General features: G+C 70.6%; 14 protein-coding genes. 10 read left to right on the top strand and 4 right to left on the bottom strand.

Going from position 1 to position 15,430, the window contains the following annotated elements; genetic code table 11:
* Nucleotides 1–99: 99 nt before the first annotated feature.
* Nucleotides 100–1,113 carry a LacI family DNA-binding transcriptional regulator gene (locus IG99_RS30260; RefSeq protein ID WP_037679446.1) on the bottom strand — a complete coding sequence of 338 codons (1,014 nt, stop codon included), beginning with the start codon at nt 1,111–1,113 and terminating at the stop codon, nt 100–102.
* A 239-nt stretch (nt 1,114–1,352) separates the two neighbouring features.
* Between IG99_RS30260 and IG99_RS30265 the strand changes: the two genes are divergently transcribed.
* The 9 genes from IG99_RS30265 to IG99_RS30305 all read left to right on the top strand — a co-directional run bounded on the left by IG99_RS30265 (nt 1,353) and on the right by IG99_RS30305 (nt 12,611).
* On the top strand, nt 1,353–2,162 hold the full coding sequence (locus IG99_RS30265; protein ID WP_037679448.1) for a GH12 family glycosyl hydrolase domain-containing protein: 810 nt from the start codon (nt 1,353–1,355) through the stop codon (nt 2,160–2,162).
* A 42-nt stretch (nt 2,163–2,204) separates the two neighbouring features.
* A complete protein-coding gene (locus IG99_RS30270) occupies nt 2,205–2,900 on the top strand; it encodes a hypothetical protein (protein WP_234312019.1) in 696 nt (231 codons plus the stop codon).
* 239 nt (nt 2,901–3,139) lie between these two features.
* On the top strand, nt 3,140–5,074 hold the full coding sequence (locus IG99_RS30275) for an acyl-CoA dehydrogenase family protein (protein WP_037679451.1): 1,935 nt from the start codon (nt 3,140–3,142) through the stop codon (nt 5,072–5,074).
* Between the two features lie 111 nt (nt 5,075–5,185).
* On the top strand, nt 5,186–6,454 hold the full coding sequence (gene dxr / locus IG99_RS30280; protein ID WP_037679452.1) for a 1-deoxy-D-xylulose-5-phosphate reductoisomerase: 1,269 nt from the start codon (nt 5,186–5,188) through the stop codon (nt 6,452–6,454).
* A gap of 11 nt (nt 6,455–6,465) precedes the next feature.
* Entirely contained in the window at nt 6,466–7,758 is a 1,293-nt protein-coding gene (locus tag IG99_RS30285) for a M50 family metallopeptidase (RefSeq protein ID WP_107056062.1), read from the top strand.
* A 181-nt stretch (nt 7,759–7,939) separates the two neighbouring features.
* On the top strand, nt 7,940–9,097 hold the full coding sequence (gene ispG, locus IG99_RS30290; protein ID WP_037679456.1) for a flavodoxin-dependent (E)-4-hydroxy-3-methylbut-2-enyl-diphosphate synthase: 1,158 nt from the start codon (nt 7,940–7,942) through the stop codon (nt 9,095–9,097).
* A gap of 296 nt (nt 9,098–9,393) precedes the next feature.
* Nucleotides 9,394–10,242: a GNAT family N-acetyltransferase gene (locus IG99_RS30295; protein ID WP_037679458.1), complete on the top strand. Its 849-nt coding sequence runs from the start codon at nt 9,394–9,396 to the stop codon at nt 10,240–10,242.
* Between the two features lie 61 nt (nt 10,243–10,303).
* The gene (locus IG99_RS30300) at nt 10,304–10,834 is read left to right on the top strand and encodes a GNAT family N-acetyltransferase (protein WP_037679461.1); all 531 of its coding nucleotides are present in this window, start codon (nt 10,304–10,306) and stop codon (nt 10,832–10,834) included.
* A 73-nt stretch (nt 10,835–10,907) separates the two neighbouring features.
* Nucleotides 10,908–12,611, top strand: coding sequence for a proline--tRNA ligase (locus IG99_RS30305; protein WP_037679462.1), 1,704 nt, complete (start codon nt 10,908–10,910; stop codon nt 12,609–12,611).
* A gap of 157 nt (nt 12,612–12,768) precedes the next feature.
* Here the strand turns inward: IG99_RS30305 and IG99_RS30310 are convergent, their stop codons facing one another.
* Genes IG99_RS30310 through IG99_RS30320 form a run of 3 tightly spaced genes read right to left on the bottom strand, consistent with a single transcriptional unit; the run spans nt 12,769 to nt 14,724 of the window.
* Nucleotides 12,769–13,668, bottom strand: a complete 900-nt coding sequence (locus IG99_RS30310) for an aminoglycoside phosphotransferase family protein (protein WP_037679464.1) — start codon at nt 13,666–13,668, stop codon at nt 12,769–12,771.
* 43 nt (nt 13,669–13,711) lie between these two features.
* Entirely contained in the window at nt 13,712–14,182 is a 471-nt protein-coding gene (locus IG99_RS30315; RefSeq protein ID WP_037679466.1) for a ferritin-like domain-containing protein, read from the bottom strand.
* On the bottom strand, nt 14,179–14,724 hold the full coding sequence (locus tag IG99_RS30320; protein ID WP_037679468.1) for a hypothetical protein: 546 nt from the start codon (nt 14,722–14,724) through the stop codon (nt 14,179–14,181). Before IG99_RS30320 ends, IG99_RS30315 begins: the two co-directional genes overlap by 4 nt.
* Before the next feature lie 202 nt (nt 14,725–14,926).
* On the opposite strand from IG99_RS30320, the gene rimP reads away from it, so the two are divergent.
* Nucleotides 14,927–15,430 carry a ribosome maturation factor RimP gene (rimP, locus tag IG99_RS30325; RefSeq protein ID WP_037679470.1) on the top strand — a complete coding sequence of 168 codons (504 nt, stop codon included), beginning with the start codon at nt 14,927–14,929 and terminating at the stop codon, nt 15,428–15,430.

Raw genomic sequence — 15,430 nt, forward strand, 5'->3', positions numbered from 1 at the left:
GCTCCTGTGCTCCGGGAGGAGTGCAGACATGGCGGTGCCCCGGGAGGTGCCCACGGGGTGGCTCGGGGGAGAGAGGGAGAGGGGGAGAGGCAGGGGTGGTCAGGGCGCGGTCGGGGCCGGGCCCGTGCTCGCGCGGACCGTGAGTTCGGGGGCGATCAGCACGACGTCGTCGCTGCCGCGGCCGTCGAGCTTGGCGACCAGGCGTTCCACGGCGTGCCGTCCCATCTCCTGGGCGGGGATGGCGACGGAGGTGAGCCGGACGGAGGCCTGGGTGGCGACCTGGTCGGGGCAGATGGCCACCACCGACACGTCCTCGGGCACGGCCCGGCCCTGCTGGCGCAGCAGCGCGAGCAGCGGCTCGACCGCCGACTCGTTCTGCACGACGAAGCCCGTGGTGCCGGGGCGTTCGTCGAGGACCCGGGCGAGGGTCGCGGCCATCGCGTCGTATCCGCCCTCGCACGGGCGGTGCAGCACCCGCAGATCGAGCTCCCGGGCGCGCGAGCGCAGGCCGTCGAGGGTGCGTTCGGCGAAACCGGTGTGCCGTTCATAGACCGCGGGGGCCTCGCCGATGACGGCGACGTCGCGGTGGCCGAGCTTCGCCAGGTGCTCCACGCACAGCGCGCCGGTCGCGTTCCAGTCCAGATCGACGCAGGTCAGGCCACTGGTGTCGGCGGGGAGGCCGATGAGTACCGACGGCTGGTCGGTGCCCCGCAGCAGCGGCAGCCGTTCGTCGTCGAGCTGGACGTCCATCAGGATCATCGCGTCGGCGAGCCCGCTGCCGGTGACGCGGCGCACGGCGTCGGGACCCTCCTCGCCGGTGAGCAGCAGGACGTCGTAGCCGTGCGTGCGGGCCGTGGTGGCGACCGCGATGGCGATCTCCATCATCACCGGCACGTACATGTCGGTGCGCAGCGGGATCATCAGCGCGACGATGTTGGACTTGCTGCTGGCCAGGGCGCGGGCGCCCGCGTTCGGGTGGTAGCCGAGCTCGCGGATGCTCTGCTCGACCCGCAGCCGGGTGGTCGCGGAGATCGACCGCTTGCCGCTGAGGACATAGCTCACCGTGCTCGCCGAGACTCCGGCGTGCTGGGCGACCTCGGCGAGGGTGACCATCCAGCTCTCCAAGCTTTGTGAAGCGCTTCGACAGTGCGCAGTACGGACAGGTGCGGGTGAGGGTGGTTCGACAGTAGCTCTAGCGGGAGTGGGTGTCCATAGGTTGTCGAAGCGCTTCGACAGCAATCTCCGACGGCGGCTTTCCCGTGCGAACTTTCCGCGGAGAGTACGGCAACCCATCGGGCTGTCGGCGGCCACTGGGGAGCGGTAACCCGAACCGTCCCCTGGAAGGACCCTTGATGCAACACCGTCGTCCCCGCCTGACGAAGAAGACGAAGACCCTGACCGCCGCCGGGGTCGCCCTCGCGGCCGCCGCCGGGGTCACCGTCGCCCAGGCGGGCGAGTCGAGCAAGAAGTGCACGGCCTTCGACACGATCACGCTCGGCAAGTACTACGTGAACAACAACCTGTGGGGTCAGGACAAGGGCACCGGCGGCCAGTGCGTCTGGGACAACTCCGCCGCCGGCTCCACCGTCTCCTGGGGGACCGACTACACCTGGGCCAACAACAGCAAGGGCAAGGACTCCGACGTGAAGTCCTATGCCGGCACGGTCCTCGGCTGGCACTGGGGCTGGAAGGTCGACAGGGCGAAGACCGGCCTGCCCCTCCGCGTCGGCGACCGCAAGCCGGTGAAGACCAGCTGGGAGTTCTCGGTCAGCTCCGACCCCGGCACCATGAACGTCGCCTACGACCTGTGGCTGCACACCAAGAACACCGCCGACTGGCAGGACCAGCCCACCGACGAGGTCATGATCTGGCTCAACCGCCAGGGCGGCGCGGGACCGCTCGGCACCAAGTACGGCAGCGTCAGCCTCGGCGGCGCGATGTGGGACATCTACCAGGGTGACATCGGCTGGAAGGTCTTCTCCTTCGTCCGCCGTGCCAACACCACCAAGGCCACGCTCGACCTGAACGACTTCACCCAGGCCCTCGTCCGCCGCAAGCTCCTCAGCGACGACAAGTTCGTCTCCGGCATCGAGTCCGGCACGGAGGTCTTCAAGGGCACGGGACGGCTGGACACCAAGGCGTACTCGGTGTCGGTCGGCTGACCGAAAAGCCGTTGTCGGACCCTGCTGTTACGGTCCCCGGTCATGGCAGACAACGAGGGAATAGCGTGGCTCGGCGAGCGGTGGGCGGGGGACGGAGCTGATCCGATCCTGGGGGACCAGGCGGGGCTCGTGTTCGCGGAGGGGGTCGCGCCGCAGGATCTGGCGGTGGTGTTCGGCGCCGTTCCCTGGGAGATGCCCGAGCCGGTCGGCGACGAGGCAAAGGCCGTCTACGACCGGACCCACCCCCGGACCCGGGTCCCCGACGAGCCCTGGCAGACCGTCTACGGCAAGGAAGGAAAGTGGTCCTTCCTCGCCGGGAACTTCGACTTCCTGATCCATTTCCGGGAGGGCTTCGCGCTGCCGCGGGGCGCCGGCCGGGTCGTCCTCCTCTACAACATCTCCGCCAAGGGCATGTACTGCATGCTCTACTTCGAGGACGGCCGACTCGTGTGGAGCGACGAGATCTACGGCTACTTCGGCGAGGAGACGCAACTGACCGGCGGACACTACTTCGACTACGCGCCGAAGATGTCCTTCCTCAACTGGGCCATGCACGACGCGGGGTGCCGCCCGGACGTCCGTTACGTCGACGGGCGCCCGGTCTACGAGAACGAGGGCTGGATCCCCGACTGGCAGAAGCGGTTCCTGAAGGGCCTGGGGATCGCGTTCGGGATCTCCGTGAACCAGGAGACCTACGACGCGGGCGGGTACCCGCTGGCCGACGTCCACTGGACCTGATCCCCCGCGTCCGTCACCGCGGCTGCCGTCACCTCCGCTTCACCCGTCTGACCGAATCGTCTCGCCGGTCACTTTCACCGCCGACTCCCTGTGAAAGCGGGGCCGGAACGGGCGGGAGCCGACGGTCGGCCCCGACGCGAGGGGTGGTGGGCTCGCCCCGTCTCGGGTACATACGATCCAGTAGCACCGATCAGTAACGCACGGTCCCTCTGATCCCTATTCGCGGCGAGGTGAGCCTCATGTCCGCCCCCATCTCCAACAAACCCACCGTCACGGAGCGTGAGGCACGCCAGGTCGCCGAAGCGGCCCGAGAGCAGGACTGGCGCAAGCCGAGCTTCGCGAAGGAGCTGTTCCTCGGCCGCTTCCGGCTCGACCTCATCCACCCCCACCCGCTCCCGGCGGACGAGGACGCCCAGCGCGGGGAGGAGTTTCTGGCCAAACTGCGCGACTTCTGCGAGACGAAGATCGACTCCGCGGTCATCGAACGGGACGCCCGCATCCCGGACGCGGTGATCAACGGGCTCAAGGAGCTCGGCGCCCTCGGCATGAAGATCGACACCAAGTACGGCGGCCTGGGCCTGACGCAGGTGTACTACAACAAAGCCCTCGCCCTGGCCGGCTCCGCGAACCCGGCGGTCGGCGCGCTGCTCTCCGCCCATCAGTCGATCGGCGTACCGCAGCCGCTGAAGATCTTCGGCACCCAGGAGCAGAAGGACACCTTCCTGCCGCGCTGCGCCCGCACGGACATCTCGGCGTTCCTGCTGACCGAGCCCGACGTCGGCTCCGACCCGGCCCGCCTGGCCACCACCGCCGTGCCCGACGGCGACGACTACGTTCTCGACGGGGTCAAGCTGTGGACCACCAACGGCGTGGTCGCCGACCTCCTCGTCGTCATGGCCCGCGTGCCGAAGTCCGAGGGTCACAAGGGCGGTATCACGGCCTTCGTCGTCGAGGCCTCCTCCGAGGGCGTCACCGTCGAGAACCGCAACGCCTTCATGGGTCTGCGGGGCCTGGAGAACGGCGTCACCCGCTTCCACCGGGTGCGCGTCCCCGCCGCAAACCGCATCGGCCCCGAGGGCGCGGGCCTGAAGATCGCGCTCACCACCCTCAACACCGGCCGCCTGTCGCTGCCCGCCATGTGCGTGGGCGCCGGCAAGTGGTGCCTGAAGATCGCCCGCGAGTGGTCGGCGGTGCGCGAGCAGTGGGGCAAGCCGGTCGCCCTGCACGAGGCGGTCGGCTCGAAGATCAGCTTCATCGCCGCCACGACGTTCGCCCTGGAGGCGGTCGTCGACCTGTCCTCCCAGATGGCCGACGAGGACCGCAACGACATCCGCATCGAGGCCGCCCTCGCCAAGCTGTACGGCTCCGAGATGGGCTGCCGGATGGCCGACGAACTGGTCCAGATCCGCGGCGGCCGCGGCTTCGAGACCGCGGCCTCCCTCGCCGCCCGCGGCGAGCGCGCGGTCCCCGCCGAGCAACTCCTGCGCGACCTGCGCATCAACCGCATCTTCGAGGGCTCCACCGAGATCATGCACCTGCTGATCGCCCGCGAGGCGGTCGACGCCCACCTCTCGGTCGCCGGAGACCTCATCGACCCCGAGAAGTCCCTGTCCGACAAGGCGAAGGCCGGCGCGGGCGCGGGCGTCTTCTACGCCAAGTGGCTGCCCAAGCTGGTCGCGGGCCCCGGACAGCTCCCGACGTCGTACAGCGAGTTCAAGCACGGCGTCGACCTGTCCCCGCACCTGCGCTACGTCGAGCGGAACTCCCGCAAGCTCGCCCGCTCCACCTTCTACGCCATGTCCCGCTGGCAGGGCCGCATGGAGACCAAACAGGGCTTCCTCGGCCGCATCGTCGACATCGGGGCGGAGCTGTTCGCGATGAGCGCGGCCTGTGTGCGCGCCGAACTCCTGCGCAGCCGGGGCGAGAACGGCCGCGAGGCCTACCAACTCGCCGACGCCTTCTGCCACCAGGCCCGCATCCGCGTCGAGGAACTCTTCGACCGCCTGTGGACCAACACCGACGACCTCGACCGCAAGGTCGTCAAGGGCGTCCTCTCCGGCACCTACGAGTGGCTGGAACAAGGCGTCATCGACCCGTCCGACGACGGCCCCTGGATCGCCGACGCCACCCCCGGTCCGTCCCAGCGGGAGAACGTCCACCGCCCGATCCGCTGACGCGCCGTCGCACGGCCGTGGGGTCACGGCGCGCACGTGACTCCCACGGCCCACGACACCCCTGAGGGACGCCCTGTCCTTTCCCGCCGTCCTTGCCGACACAATGGGGGGATGAGCGACAGTCCAGCCCCCCTCGCCGATCCCCACATCGTCTTCGACCCCGTCGCGGCGGACGGTCCGAAGGACGTGGTGATCCTCGGCTCCACCGGTTCGATCGGCACCCAGGCCATCGACCTCGTGCTGCGCAACCCCGACCGGTTCCGGGTCACCGCGCTCTCCGCCAACGGCGGACGCGTCGGACTCCTCGCCGAGCAGGCGTACCGGCTGCGGGTGCGGACAGTCGCCGTGGCCCGCGAGGACGTCGTACCGGCACTGCGCGAGGCGCTCGCCGCGCAGTACGGCCCCGGTGAGACGCTGCCCGAGATCCTCACCGGACCGGACGCGGCCACCGAGGTCGCCGCCTCCGACTGCCACACCGTCCTGAACGGCATCACGGGCTCCATCGGACTCGCGCCCACCCTGGCCGCCCTCCGGGCCGGCCGCACCCTCGCGCTCGCCAACAAGGAGTCGCTCATCGTCGGCGGCCCCCTGGTCAAGGCGCTCGCCGAGCCCGGGCAGATCATCCCGGTCGACTCCGAGCACGCCGCCCTCTTCCAGGCCCTCGCCGCCGGAACCCGCGCCGACGTCCGCAAGCTCGTCGTCACCGCCTCCGGCGGCCCCTTCCGCGGCCGTACGAAGGAGCAGCTGGCCCACGTCACCGTCGAGGACGCCCTCGCCCACCCCACCTGGGCCATGGGCCCGGTGATCACGATCAACTCGGCGACCCTCGTCAACAAGGGCCTGGAGGTGATCGAGGCCCACCTGCTGTACGACATTCCCTTCGATCGCATTGAGGTGGTCGTGCACCCGCAGTCGTATGTCCACTCGATGGTTGAGTTCACGGACGGATCGACACTGGCGCAGGCGACGCCCCCCGACATGCGCGGGCCCATCGCCATCGGCCTCGGCTGGCCCGAACGCGTCCCCGACGCGGCGCCCGCCTTCGACTGGAGCACCGCCTCGACGTGGGAGTTCTTCCCGCTCGACAACGAGGCGTTCCCCTCCGTCGGCCTCGCCCGGCACGTCGGCGAGCTCGCGGGCACCGCCCCCGCGGTGTTCAATGCCGCCAACGAGGAGTGCGTGGAGGCCTTCCGCAAGGGGGCACTGCCCTTCAACGGGATTATCGAGACCGTCACCCGGGTGGTTCAGGAGCACGGCACCCCCGTGACGGGAACTTCACTGACCGTGTCGGACGTCCTCGAAGCAGAGAGCTGGGCACGCGCCCGGACCCAGGAACTGACAGCACTGACCGCACAGACGGCGACCGCGGAGGCCCGTTGATGACGTCCCTGATGATGATCCTCGGCATAGTCGTCTTCGTGGTCGGCCTGCTGTTCTCGATCGCGTGGCACGAGCTGGGGCATCTGTCCACGGCCAAGCTCTTCGGGATCCGCGTGCCGCAGTACATGGTCGGCTTCGGCCCGACCATCTGGTCCCGCAACAAGGGCGAGACCGAGTACGGCATCAAGGCCGTACCCCTCGGCGGCTACATCCGCATGATCGGCATGTTCCCGCCCGGCGAGGACGGCAGGATCACGGCCCGCTCCACCTCACCCTGGCGCGGCATGATCGAGGACGCCCGTTCGGCCGCCTTCGAGGAACTCCGGCCGGGCGACGAGAACCGCCTCTTCTACACGCGCAAGCCGTGGAAGCGCGTCATCGTGATGTTCGCGGGCCCCTTCATGAACCTGGTCCTGGCGGTGGCCCTGTTCCTCGTCGTCCTCATGGGCTTCGGCATCTCGCAGCAGACCACCACCGTCAGCTCCGTCTCCAAGTGCGTGATCGCGCAGAGCGAGAACCGCAACGACTGCCAGAAGTCCGACCCGGCCTCCCCGGCCGCGGCCGCCGGACTCAAGGCCGGCGACAAGATCGTCTCCTTCGACGGAGTGAAGACGGACGACTGGAACCAGCTCTCCGACCTCATCCGCGCCGCCCCGGGCAAGGAGGTGCCGATCGTCGTCGACCGCAAGGGCGAGCAGGTCACGCTCACCGCGAAGATCGCCGACAACCAGGTCGCCAAGAAGGACCCCAACGGCCAGATCGTCCAGGGCCAGTACGTCAACGCAGGCTTCCTCGGCTTCAGCGCCGCCACCGGCATCGTCCGCCAGGACTTCGACGAGTCCCTGACCTGGATGGGCGACCGCATCGGTGAGGCCGTCGACTCCATCGCGAGCCTGCCCGCCAAGATCCCGGCCCTGTGGAACGCCGCCTTCGACGGCGCCCCCCGCGAACCGGACTCCCCGATGGGCGTGGTCGGCGCGGCCCGCGTCGGCGGCGAGATCTTCACCCTCGACATCCCGCCCACCCAGCAACTGGCCATGGCGCTGATGCTGGTCGCCGGCTTCAACCTCTCCCTGTTCCTGTTCAACATGCTCCCGCTGCTCCCGCTCGACGGCGGGCACATCGCGGGCGCCCTGTGGGAGTCGCTGCGCCGCAACCTCGCGAAGGTGCTGCGCCGCCCCGACCCCGGCCCCTTCGACGTGGCGAAGCTGATGCCGGTGGCCTACGTGGTGGCCGGGATCTTCATCTGCTTCACCGTCCTGGTGCTGATCGCCGACGTCGTCAACCCGGTCAAGATCTCGTAGTCGCACCACCTTCATGACGCGTTCACGGCGGCCGGGGACCTTCGGGTTCCCGGCCGCCTCCCATCGAGTGGCTTCGCGGGTGGGATGTGCCCGGCGCCGCGCCCGTGCCGTAATCTCGAAGCCTGGAGCCCGCCGCTGACGGGACCTGGGCCTTGATCCACGACTTGGGGTTGCACAGCAGATGACTGCGATTTCTCTCGGCATGCCGTCCGTTCCGACCAAGCTCGCCGAGCGCCGGAAAAGCCGGCAGATCCAGGTCGGATCCGTGGCGGTCGGCGGGGACGCCCCGGTCTCCGTGCAGTCGATGACCACGACCCGCACCTCCGACGTCGGCGCCACCCTCCAGCAGATCGCCGAGCTGACCGCCTCCGGCTGCCAGATCGTCCGCGTGGCCTGCCCCACCCAGGACGACGCCGACGCGCTCGCGACCATCGCCCGCAAGTCGCAGATCCCGGTCATCGCCGACATCCACTTCCAGCCGAAGTACGTCTTCGCCGCCATCGAGGCGGGCTGCGCCGCGGTCCGGGTGAACCCGGGCAACATCAAGCAGTTCGACGACAAGGTCAGGGAGATCGCCAAGGCGGCCAAGGAGCACGGCACCCCGATCCGCATCGGTGTCAACGCCGGTTCGCTCGACCGCCGCCTGCTCCAGAAGTACGGCAAGGCGACCCCCGAAGCGCTGGTGGAATCGGCCCTGTGGGAGGCCTCCCTGTTCGAGGAGCACGACTTCCGCGACATCAAGATCTCCGTCAAGCACAACGACCCGGTCGTGATGATCGAGGCCTACCGCCAGCTCGCGGCCCAGTGCGAATACCCCCTCCACCTCGGCGTCACCGAGGCCGGCCCCGCCTTCCAGGGCACGATCAAGTCGGCGGTGGCCTTCGGCGCGCTCCTCTCCGAGGGCATCGGCGACACCATCCGCGTCTCCCTCTCCGCGCCCCCGGTGGAGGAGGTCAAGGTCGGCAACCAGATCCTGGAGTCCCTCAACCTCAAGCAGCGCGGCCTGGAGATCGTCTCCTGCCCGTCCTGCGGCCGCGCCCAGGTCGACGTGTACAAGCTCGCCGAGGAGGTCACCGCCGGCCTCACCGGCATGGAGGTCCCCCTCCGCGTCGCCGTCATGGGCTGCGTCGTCAACGGCCCCGGCGAGGCCCGTGAGGCCGACCTCGGCGTCGCCTCCGGCAACGGCAAGGGCCAGATCTTCGTCAAGGGCGAGGTCATCAAGACCGTCCCCGAGTCCAAGATCGTCGAGACCCTCATCGAGGAGGCCATGAAGCTGGCCGAACAGATGGAGGCGGACGGCGTGATCTCGGGCGAGCCGTCGGTGTCGGTGGCGGGCTGAGAACCCCGGGGTCCCGGCACTCTGTCCGAGAACGACCGTTTGCCGCCTCGAATCCTGCCCACCCATGGAGGGCCTGCCGTCTGGAACGCCGGTCCGGGCAATCCGGCCCGTCCGGCGTTTGAGGACGAGGCCCGTTCAGGGCCGAAGCGTGGGTCTGGGGGGCGGCAGCCCCCAGGGACGGGACGTACGACCCACAGCCGCTGACAAGCGCGCGGCAACAAATGCAGGGCGGCGCGGCTCAGCTTCCGCAGGTACAGTGCGTGAGATCAGCAGACCCCAAGGTGTGAGGCCCGCACGTGTTGACCCAGACGACTTCCCGGGTCCTCGAACCGAGCGACCTGGACGCCGCCCTCGCCGTCCTCGACCGTGAGCCGGTCGCGAACGCCTTCGTGACGTCCCGCGTCCAGGTCGCGGGCCTCGACCCGTGGCGGCTCGGCGGCGAGATGTGGGGGTGGTACGAGGACGGCATGCTCACGTCCCTCTGCTACGCGGGCGCCAACCTCGTCCCGATCTGCGCCACCCCCCGCGCCGTCCGCGCCTTCGCCGACCGCGCCCGCCGGTCCGGCCGCCGCTGCTCCTCCGTCGTCGGCCCCGCCGAACCCACCGCTCAGCTGTGGCGGCTCCTGGAACCGCACTGGGGCCCCGCACGCGAGATCCGCGGCCATCAGCCCCTGATGGTCACCGACCGCACGTCCACCGCCGTCGCCCCGGATCCTTACATCCGCCGCATCCGCAAGGACGAGATGGACACGATCATGCCGGCGTGCGTGGCCATGTTCACCGAGGAGGTCGGCGTCTCCCCGCTGGCCGGCGACGGCGGCCTCCTCTACCAGGCCCGGGTGGCCGAACTCGTCGGCGCCGGCCGCTCGTTCGCCCGGCTCGACGAACACGGCAAGGTCGTCTTCAAGGCGGAGATCGGCGCGGCGACCTCCCACGCCTGCCAGATCCAGGGCGTCTGGGTCGCCCCCGAACACCGCGGCAAGGGCCTCGCCGCCCCCGGCATGGCAGCGGTCCTGCGCTACGCCCTCGCGGACGTGGCCCCGGTGGTGAGCCTCTACGTCAACGACTTCAACACGGCGGCGAGAAGGACGTACCGCCGCGTGGGCTTCCAGGAGGTCGGCGCGTTCATGAGTGTCCTGTTCTGAAGCGCCACCACTTCCACCCCGCCCCCGGCCGTACGACGGAGCTCACCTGTAGGCTCCCCGCATGGACCTCGTGATCGGCCCCCTGGACCTCTCAACTCACGTCGACGAGGCCCTAGCTGTCCAAGCCGTCGCCTTCGGACTGGGCCCGGAAGAAGTCGCCGTACGCCGCCAGATCGTCCTGCGTCATATGACCTACCCGGGCGCAAGAGCCCTCGGCGCCACCGTCGGAGGCCGCCTCGTCGGCTTCGTCTACGGCATGCCCAACGAGCGCACGCACTGGTGGTCCACCGTCGTCGAGCCCTACCTCCGCGCCCAGGGCCACGACAACTGGCTCGACGACTCCTTCGTCATCACGGAACTGCACGTCCACCCGGCCCACCAGAACAAGGGCATCGGCCGCTCCCTGATCACCAGGATCACCGAGGGCGCCACCGAACCCCGCTCGATCCTCTCCGCGATCGACGTCGAGAGCCCGGCCCGCGGCCTCTACCGCTCCCTCGGCTACACGGACCTCGCCCGCCAGGTCCTCTTCCCCAGCGCCCCGAAGCCGTACGCGGTGATGGGCGCCCCGCTGCCGCTGCGCCGCCGATAACGGATTTCCACCGGAACCGGCCCCCCGGCTAACCTCCAAGCCATCACCCTTACGCAGCAGGAGTACGACAACCATGGCGAACGCACCGGTCCAGCGCATGTCCCAGTTGATGGCGAAGACGCTGCGCGACGACCCGGCCGACGCCGAGGTCCTCAGCCACAAGCTGCTCGTCCGCGCCGGCTACGTCCGCCGTACCGCGGCCGGCGTCTGGACGTGGCTGCCGCTCGGCAAGAAGGTCCTCGCCAACGTCGAGCGGATCGTCCGCGAGGAGATGGACGCGATCGGCGCCCAGGAGGTGCTGCTCCCCGCCCTGCTGCCGCGTGAGCCGTACGAGGCGACCGGCCGCTGGGACGAGTACGGCCCGGAGCTGTTCAGGCTCCAGGACCGCAAGGGCGGCGACTACCTCCTCGGCCCGACCCACGAGGAGATCTTCACGCTGATCGTGAAGGACCAGGCGTCCTCGTACAAGGACCTGCCGGTCATCCTCTACCAGATCCAGACGAAGTTCCGTGACGAGGCCCGCCCCCGCGCCGGCATCCTGCGCGGCCGCGAGTTCCTGATGAAGGACTCGTACTCCTTCGACCTGGAGGACGAGGGCCTCGCCCGGTCCTACGCCCTGCACCGCGAGGCCTACCAGAAGGTGTTCGCGCGCCTCGGCCTCGACTACCGCATCTGCGCGGCGACCGCGGGCGCGATGGGCGGCTCGAAGTCGGAGGAGTTCCTGGCCCCGGCCGGCGCCGGCGAGGACACCTTCGCGGACTGCCCGAACTGCGACTTCGCGGCGAACACCGAGGCGATCACGTACGAGCTGAAGCCGGTGGACGCGGCGGGTGTCCCGGCCGCGGAGGACATCCCGACCCCCGACACCCCGACCATCGAGACCCTCGCGGCCCACCTCGGCGTGGCGGCCTCCGCCACCCTCAAGAACCTCCTCGTGAAGGTCGACGGCGAGATCGTGGCCGTCGGCGTCCCCGGAGACCGCGAGGTCGACATGGGCAAGGTCGAGGCCCACTTCGCGCCCGCCGCCGTCGAGCTGGTCACCGCCGAGGACTTCGTGGGCCGCCCGGACCTGGTCCGCGGCTACGTCGGCCCGCAGGGCCTGGGCGAGAAGGTCACGTACATCGCCGACCCGCGCGTGGCCCCCGGCACCGCCTGGATCACCGGCGCCAACAAGGAGCACACGCACGCGAAGAACGTCGTCGCGGGCCGTGACTTCGAGGTGGACCAGTACGTCGACGTCGTGGTCGTCCAGGAGGGCGACCCCTGCCCGAACTGCGGCACCGGACTCAAGCTCGACCGCGCCATCGAGATCGGCCACATCTTCCAGCTGGGCCGCAAGTACACCGACGCCCTCAAGCTCGACGTCCTCGGTCAGAACGGCAAGCCGGTCCGCGTGACCATGGGCTCCTACGGCATCGGGGTCTCCCGCGCGGTCGCGGCCCTCGCCGAGCAGAGCGCCGACGACAAGGGCCTGTGCTGGCCCGCCGAGGTCGCCCCGGCCGACGTGCACGTCGTCGCCGCGGGCAAGGCGCTCCAGATCGAGCTGGCCCTCGAGGTCTCCGAGAAGCTGCGGTCCGCCGGCCTGCGCGTCCTGGTCGACGACCGGGCCGGAGTCTCCCCGGGCGTGAAGTTCACGGACTCCGAGCTCATCGGCGTCCCGAAGATCCTGGTGGCCGGCCGCCGCTCCGCCGAGGGCGTCCTGGAACTCAAGGACCGCCGGACGGGCGAGCGCGAGGAACTCACGGTGGACGAGGCAATCGCCCGCCTGACGGCCTGACGCCTCCCGGCACCTCGTAGGCCTTTCCCGCCCCTTGGGCGCCAGAGCGTCCAGGGGACGGGAAAGCGCCCCTTGAGGGGCGCGGGGCTGTGTCGATATGCGGCTCCGCCGCGTGGGCGCGACAAGCCACAACACACCCGCGGGCAACACACGACCCCTAAAGCCACCCCGCGAACTCGAGCAACAGCTCCGCGTCCCCCGGACGCCCCACGCGCAGTGCCCGCACACCCGACTCCACCGCCCGGAACAACGTCCACCCCCGCAACCGCTCCTGATCCACCTCCAGCGACTCTGCCAGCCGCTTCACCCGCCGCCGCGTCGTCGCCGCCCCCGACGGCGAGGCGATCAGATCCTCCACCCGGTCCCGGACCAGCCGCGCCAGGTCGAACGCGCATTCGCCGACCACCGGATCAGGCCCCACGGCCAGCCACGGCATCCGCTCACCCGACAGCACCTTGCTCTGCCGGAACGTGCCGTGCAGCAACCGTCGCTCGGGCGGAGCGGCCAACAGCTCCGCACGCGCCGCCAGCGCCGCCTCGACCAGCGGCGCCACCTCCGCGTCGGCCGCCGCGCTCGCCCGCATCGCCTCGGCCTGCCGTCCCGTCCGCTCCTCGACCGTCTCGAAGGTGTGGCCGTCCGGCGGCTCCACCCACAGCCGGCGCAGCGTCCCCGCCGCCTCCAGCAGCGCCTTCGCCTCAGGCAGCGACCGCACGGACACGTCGGGGGACAGCCGCTCCAGCAGCAGCACACCCGGGGCCGTGACCGGCTCGACCAGTTGTACGGCGCCCAGGCCGCCCCAGTGCGTCAGGGCGGCCCGCTCGCTCTCCGGGCGGGCCCGGGGCGGGGCCAGCTTCAACACGGCCGGGGTGCCGTCGGCCCGCCGCACCAGGACGACCAGGCTGCTGCGCCCGCCCGGCACCTGCACCCGCTCCACGGTCAACTCGCGTAGATCGACGGCCTGTTGGACCGCCTCCGGTAGCCTCTCCAACCAGTCGTCACCGTCCGGTGCCGTCTCACCGAGCGCCCGCACCAGACGGCGCGGCGGTTCGAAAGCCATACGCGAGTCGTTCCCTTCCTCTCCGGTCGCTCAGCCCCCCGGTTCACACCGGAGGGGCCGCCGACGCCGACGCCGAGGCCGTACCGGCCCGCTCGGCGAGCCCAGGGAAGGCTACGCTCTCTCCGCGCCAGCGCACCGCCCGCACCGCCGCCTCCCGCAGTGCTGTGGCCGCCTCACGCCGCCGCGCGTCCCCGGTCGCCCGCACCAGGTCCGAGTAGACCCCGGCCACACGCTCCTCCAGCTCGGCGGCCAGCCGGACCGCCGCAGCCGAGTCCGGCACGGGGAAGGGGAGCGCGTAACCGGCGCTCGCGGCGACCGGAGGGGCGCCTCGGTCGCGCAGCTCGCGCACCAGCGCGTCCCGGCGCGCCCGGTGAGCGTCGTACGCCGCCCGAGCCTCAGTGCGCCGTCCCTCGACGATCCGCCCGCCGACGACCCCGTACCCGTACACGGTCGCGTGCTCCGCCGCGAGCGCCGCCTGCAGCGCCCGCACCTCCCCGTCCTTCGCCTCACTCACCTGACACCCTCCGTCAACAGATACGCGTGTGCCGCACCCGCCGCCGCCACCGACGCCAGCAGACGGGCCAGCTCTCCCGGCACCGCCAGGAGTGCCGTGGCCCGCCGGTCCGCCAGGGTCCGCTCGGCGGCGGCGAGGTCGGCGAGGGCGTCCTTCTCGGTGGCCGGGACGGCGGGAGTGGGGGACACGGACGGTGACGCCTGGGAGGCGGCGCCGGGCGACGGGGAGGCCGTGGGTGACCCCGAGCCCCGTACGCCGCCGAACGCCTCCCTGTGGCGTACCGCCTCCGCGCGCAGCGGTCGCAGCCGCTCCGTCAGCGTCGGATGGGCGGCGATCACGGCGTCGTACCGCTCCACCAGCCCCGCACTGTCCCGGGCCGCACGCGCGCGTGCCCGGTCGGTCGTCGAGGGGCTGCTGCCGGTGCCACCGCCGGAGTCGTCCGGGGAGGAGCAGCCCGCGAGCAGGGCGGCCCCGGCGGCCGAGGCGAGCAGGGCTCTTCTGCGCGGCCCCGCGGGGGTGCGCGACGGTGAGGGGAACGGCACGGAAGACGTCCTCGGGGACTCGTATGAAAGAAATACACGGCGGGCGGCAGGCCCATGATCACCGTACCCGCGGCACCGCCGGTCGCCACGCACCGGCGCCGCCCGTACACAGGTGGACGGCAACACTCCCCGCGACCGGATACCCTTTGACCTGACACGCGACCCATCCCACAACAGCACACGCGGCCGAGGAGTCACCCGGATGAGCACCACCCAGAGCGAGAGGCTGCGAGAGCTCCTGGAACCGCTCGTCACCTCCCAGGGACTGGATCTCGAAGAGATCGCCGTGGACTCCGTCGGACGCAAGCGTGTGCTGAGCGTCGTCGTCGACTCCGACACCGGTGCGGACCTGGACAAGATCGCCGATGTGAGCCGCGCGCTCTCGGCGAAGCTCGACGAGACGGACGCGATGGGTGAGGGCGAGTACACCCTCGAGGTCGGCACCCCGGGCGCCGAGCGCCTCCTGAAGGAACACCGGCACTACGTGCGCGCCACCGACCGGCTGGTGAAATTCCAGCTCGTGGAGGGCGGCGAACTGGTCGCCAGGATCATCGAGGTCGACGACGAGGGACTCGACGTCGAGGTGCCCGGAGTGAAGGGCCGCAAGGCCACGACCCGCAGACTCGCCTTCCCGGACATCGACAGGGCGCGCGTCCAGGTCGAGTTCAACCGCAAGGACAAGAACGAGAAGGAAGAGGAGGCGTAG

The organism is Streptomyces griseus subsp. griseus, from assembly GCF_000720255.1.
Taxonomy (GTDB): Bacteria; Actinomycetota; Actinomycetes; order Streptomycetales; family Streptomycetaceae; genus Streptomyces; species Streptomyces griseus_I.

What these genes read in the sequence shown, in the direction of transcription:
- IG99_RS30260 (WP_037679446.1), bottom strand. Translation starts at nt 1,113, where the DNA reads ATGGTCACCCTCGCCGAGGTCGCCCAGCACGCCGGAGTCTCGGCGAGC.
- IG99_RS30265 (WP_037679448.1), top strand. Translation starts at nt 1,353, where the DNA reads ATGCAACACCGTCGTCCCCGCCTGACGAAGAAGACGAAGACCCTGACC.
- IG99_RS30270 (WP_234312019.1), top strand. Translation starts at nt 2,205, where the DNA reads ATGGCAGACAACGAGGGAATAGCGTGGCTCGGCGAGCGGTGGGCGGGG.
- IG99_RS30275 (WP_037679451.1), top strand. Translation starts at nt 3,140, where the DNA reads ATGTCCGCCCCCATCTCCAACAAACCCACCGTCACGGAGCGTGAGGCA.
- dxr (WP_037679452.1), top strand. Translation starts at nt 5,186, where the DNA reads ATGAGCGACAGTCCAGCCCCCCTCGCCGATCCCCACATCGTCTTCGAC.
- IG99_RS30285 (WP_107056062.1), top strand. Translation starts at nt 6,466, where the DNA reads ATGATGATCCTCGGCATAGTCGTCTTCGTGGTCGGCCTGCTGTTCTCG.
- ispG (WP_037679456.1), top strand. Translation starts at nt 7,940, where the DNA reads ATGACTGCGATTTCTCTCGGCATGCCGTCCGTTCCGACCAAGCTCGCC.
- IG99_RS30300 (WP_037679461.1), top strand. Translation starts at nt 10,304, where the DNA reads ATGGACCTCGTGATCGGCCCCCTGGACCTCTCAACTCACGTCGACGAG.
- IG99_RS30305 (WP_037679462.1), top strand. Translation starts at nt 10,908, where the DNA reads ATGGCGAACGCACCGGTCCAGCGCATGTCCCAGTTGATGGCGAAGACG.
- IG99_RS30310 (WP_037679464.1), bottom strand. Translation starts at nt 13,668, where the DNA reads ATGGCTTTCGAACCGCCGCGCCGTCTGGTGCGGGCGCTCGGTGAGACG.
- rimP (WP_037679470.1), top strand. Translation starts at nt 14,927, where the DNA reads ATGAGCACCACCCAGAGCGAGAGGCTGCGAGAGCTCCTGGAACCGCTC.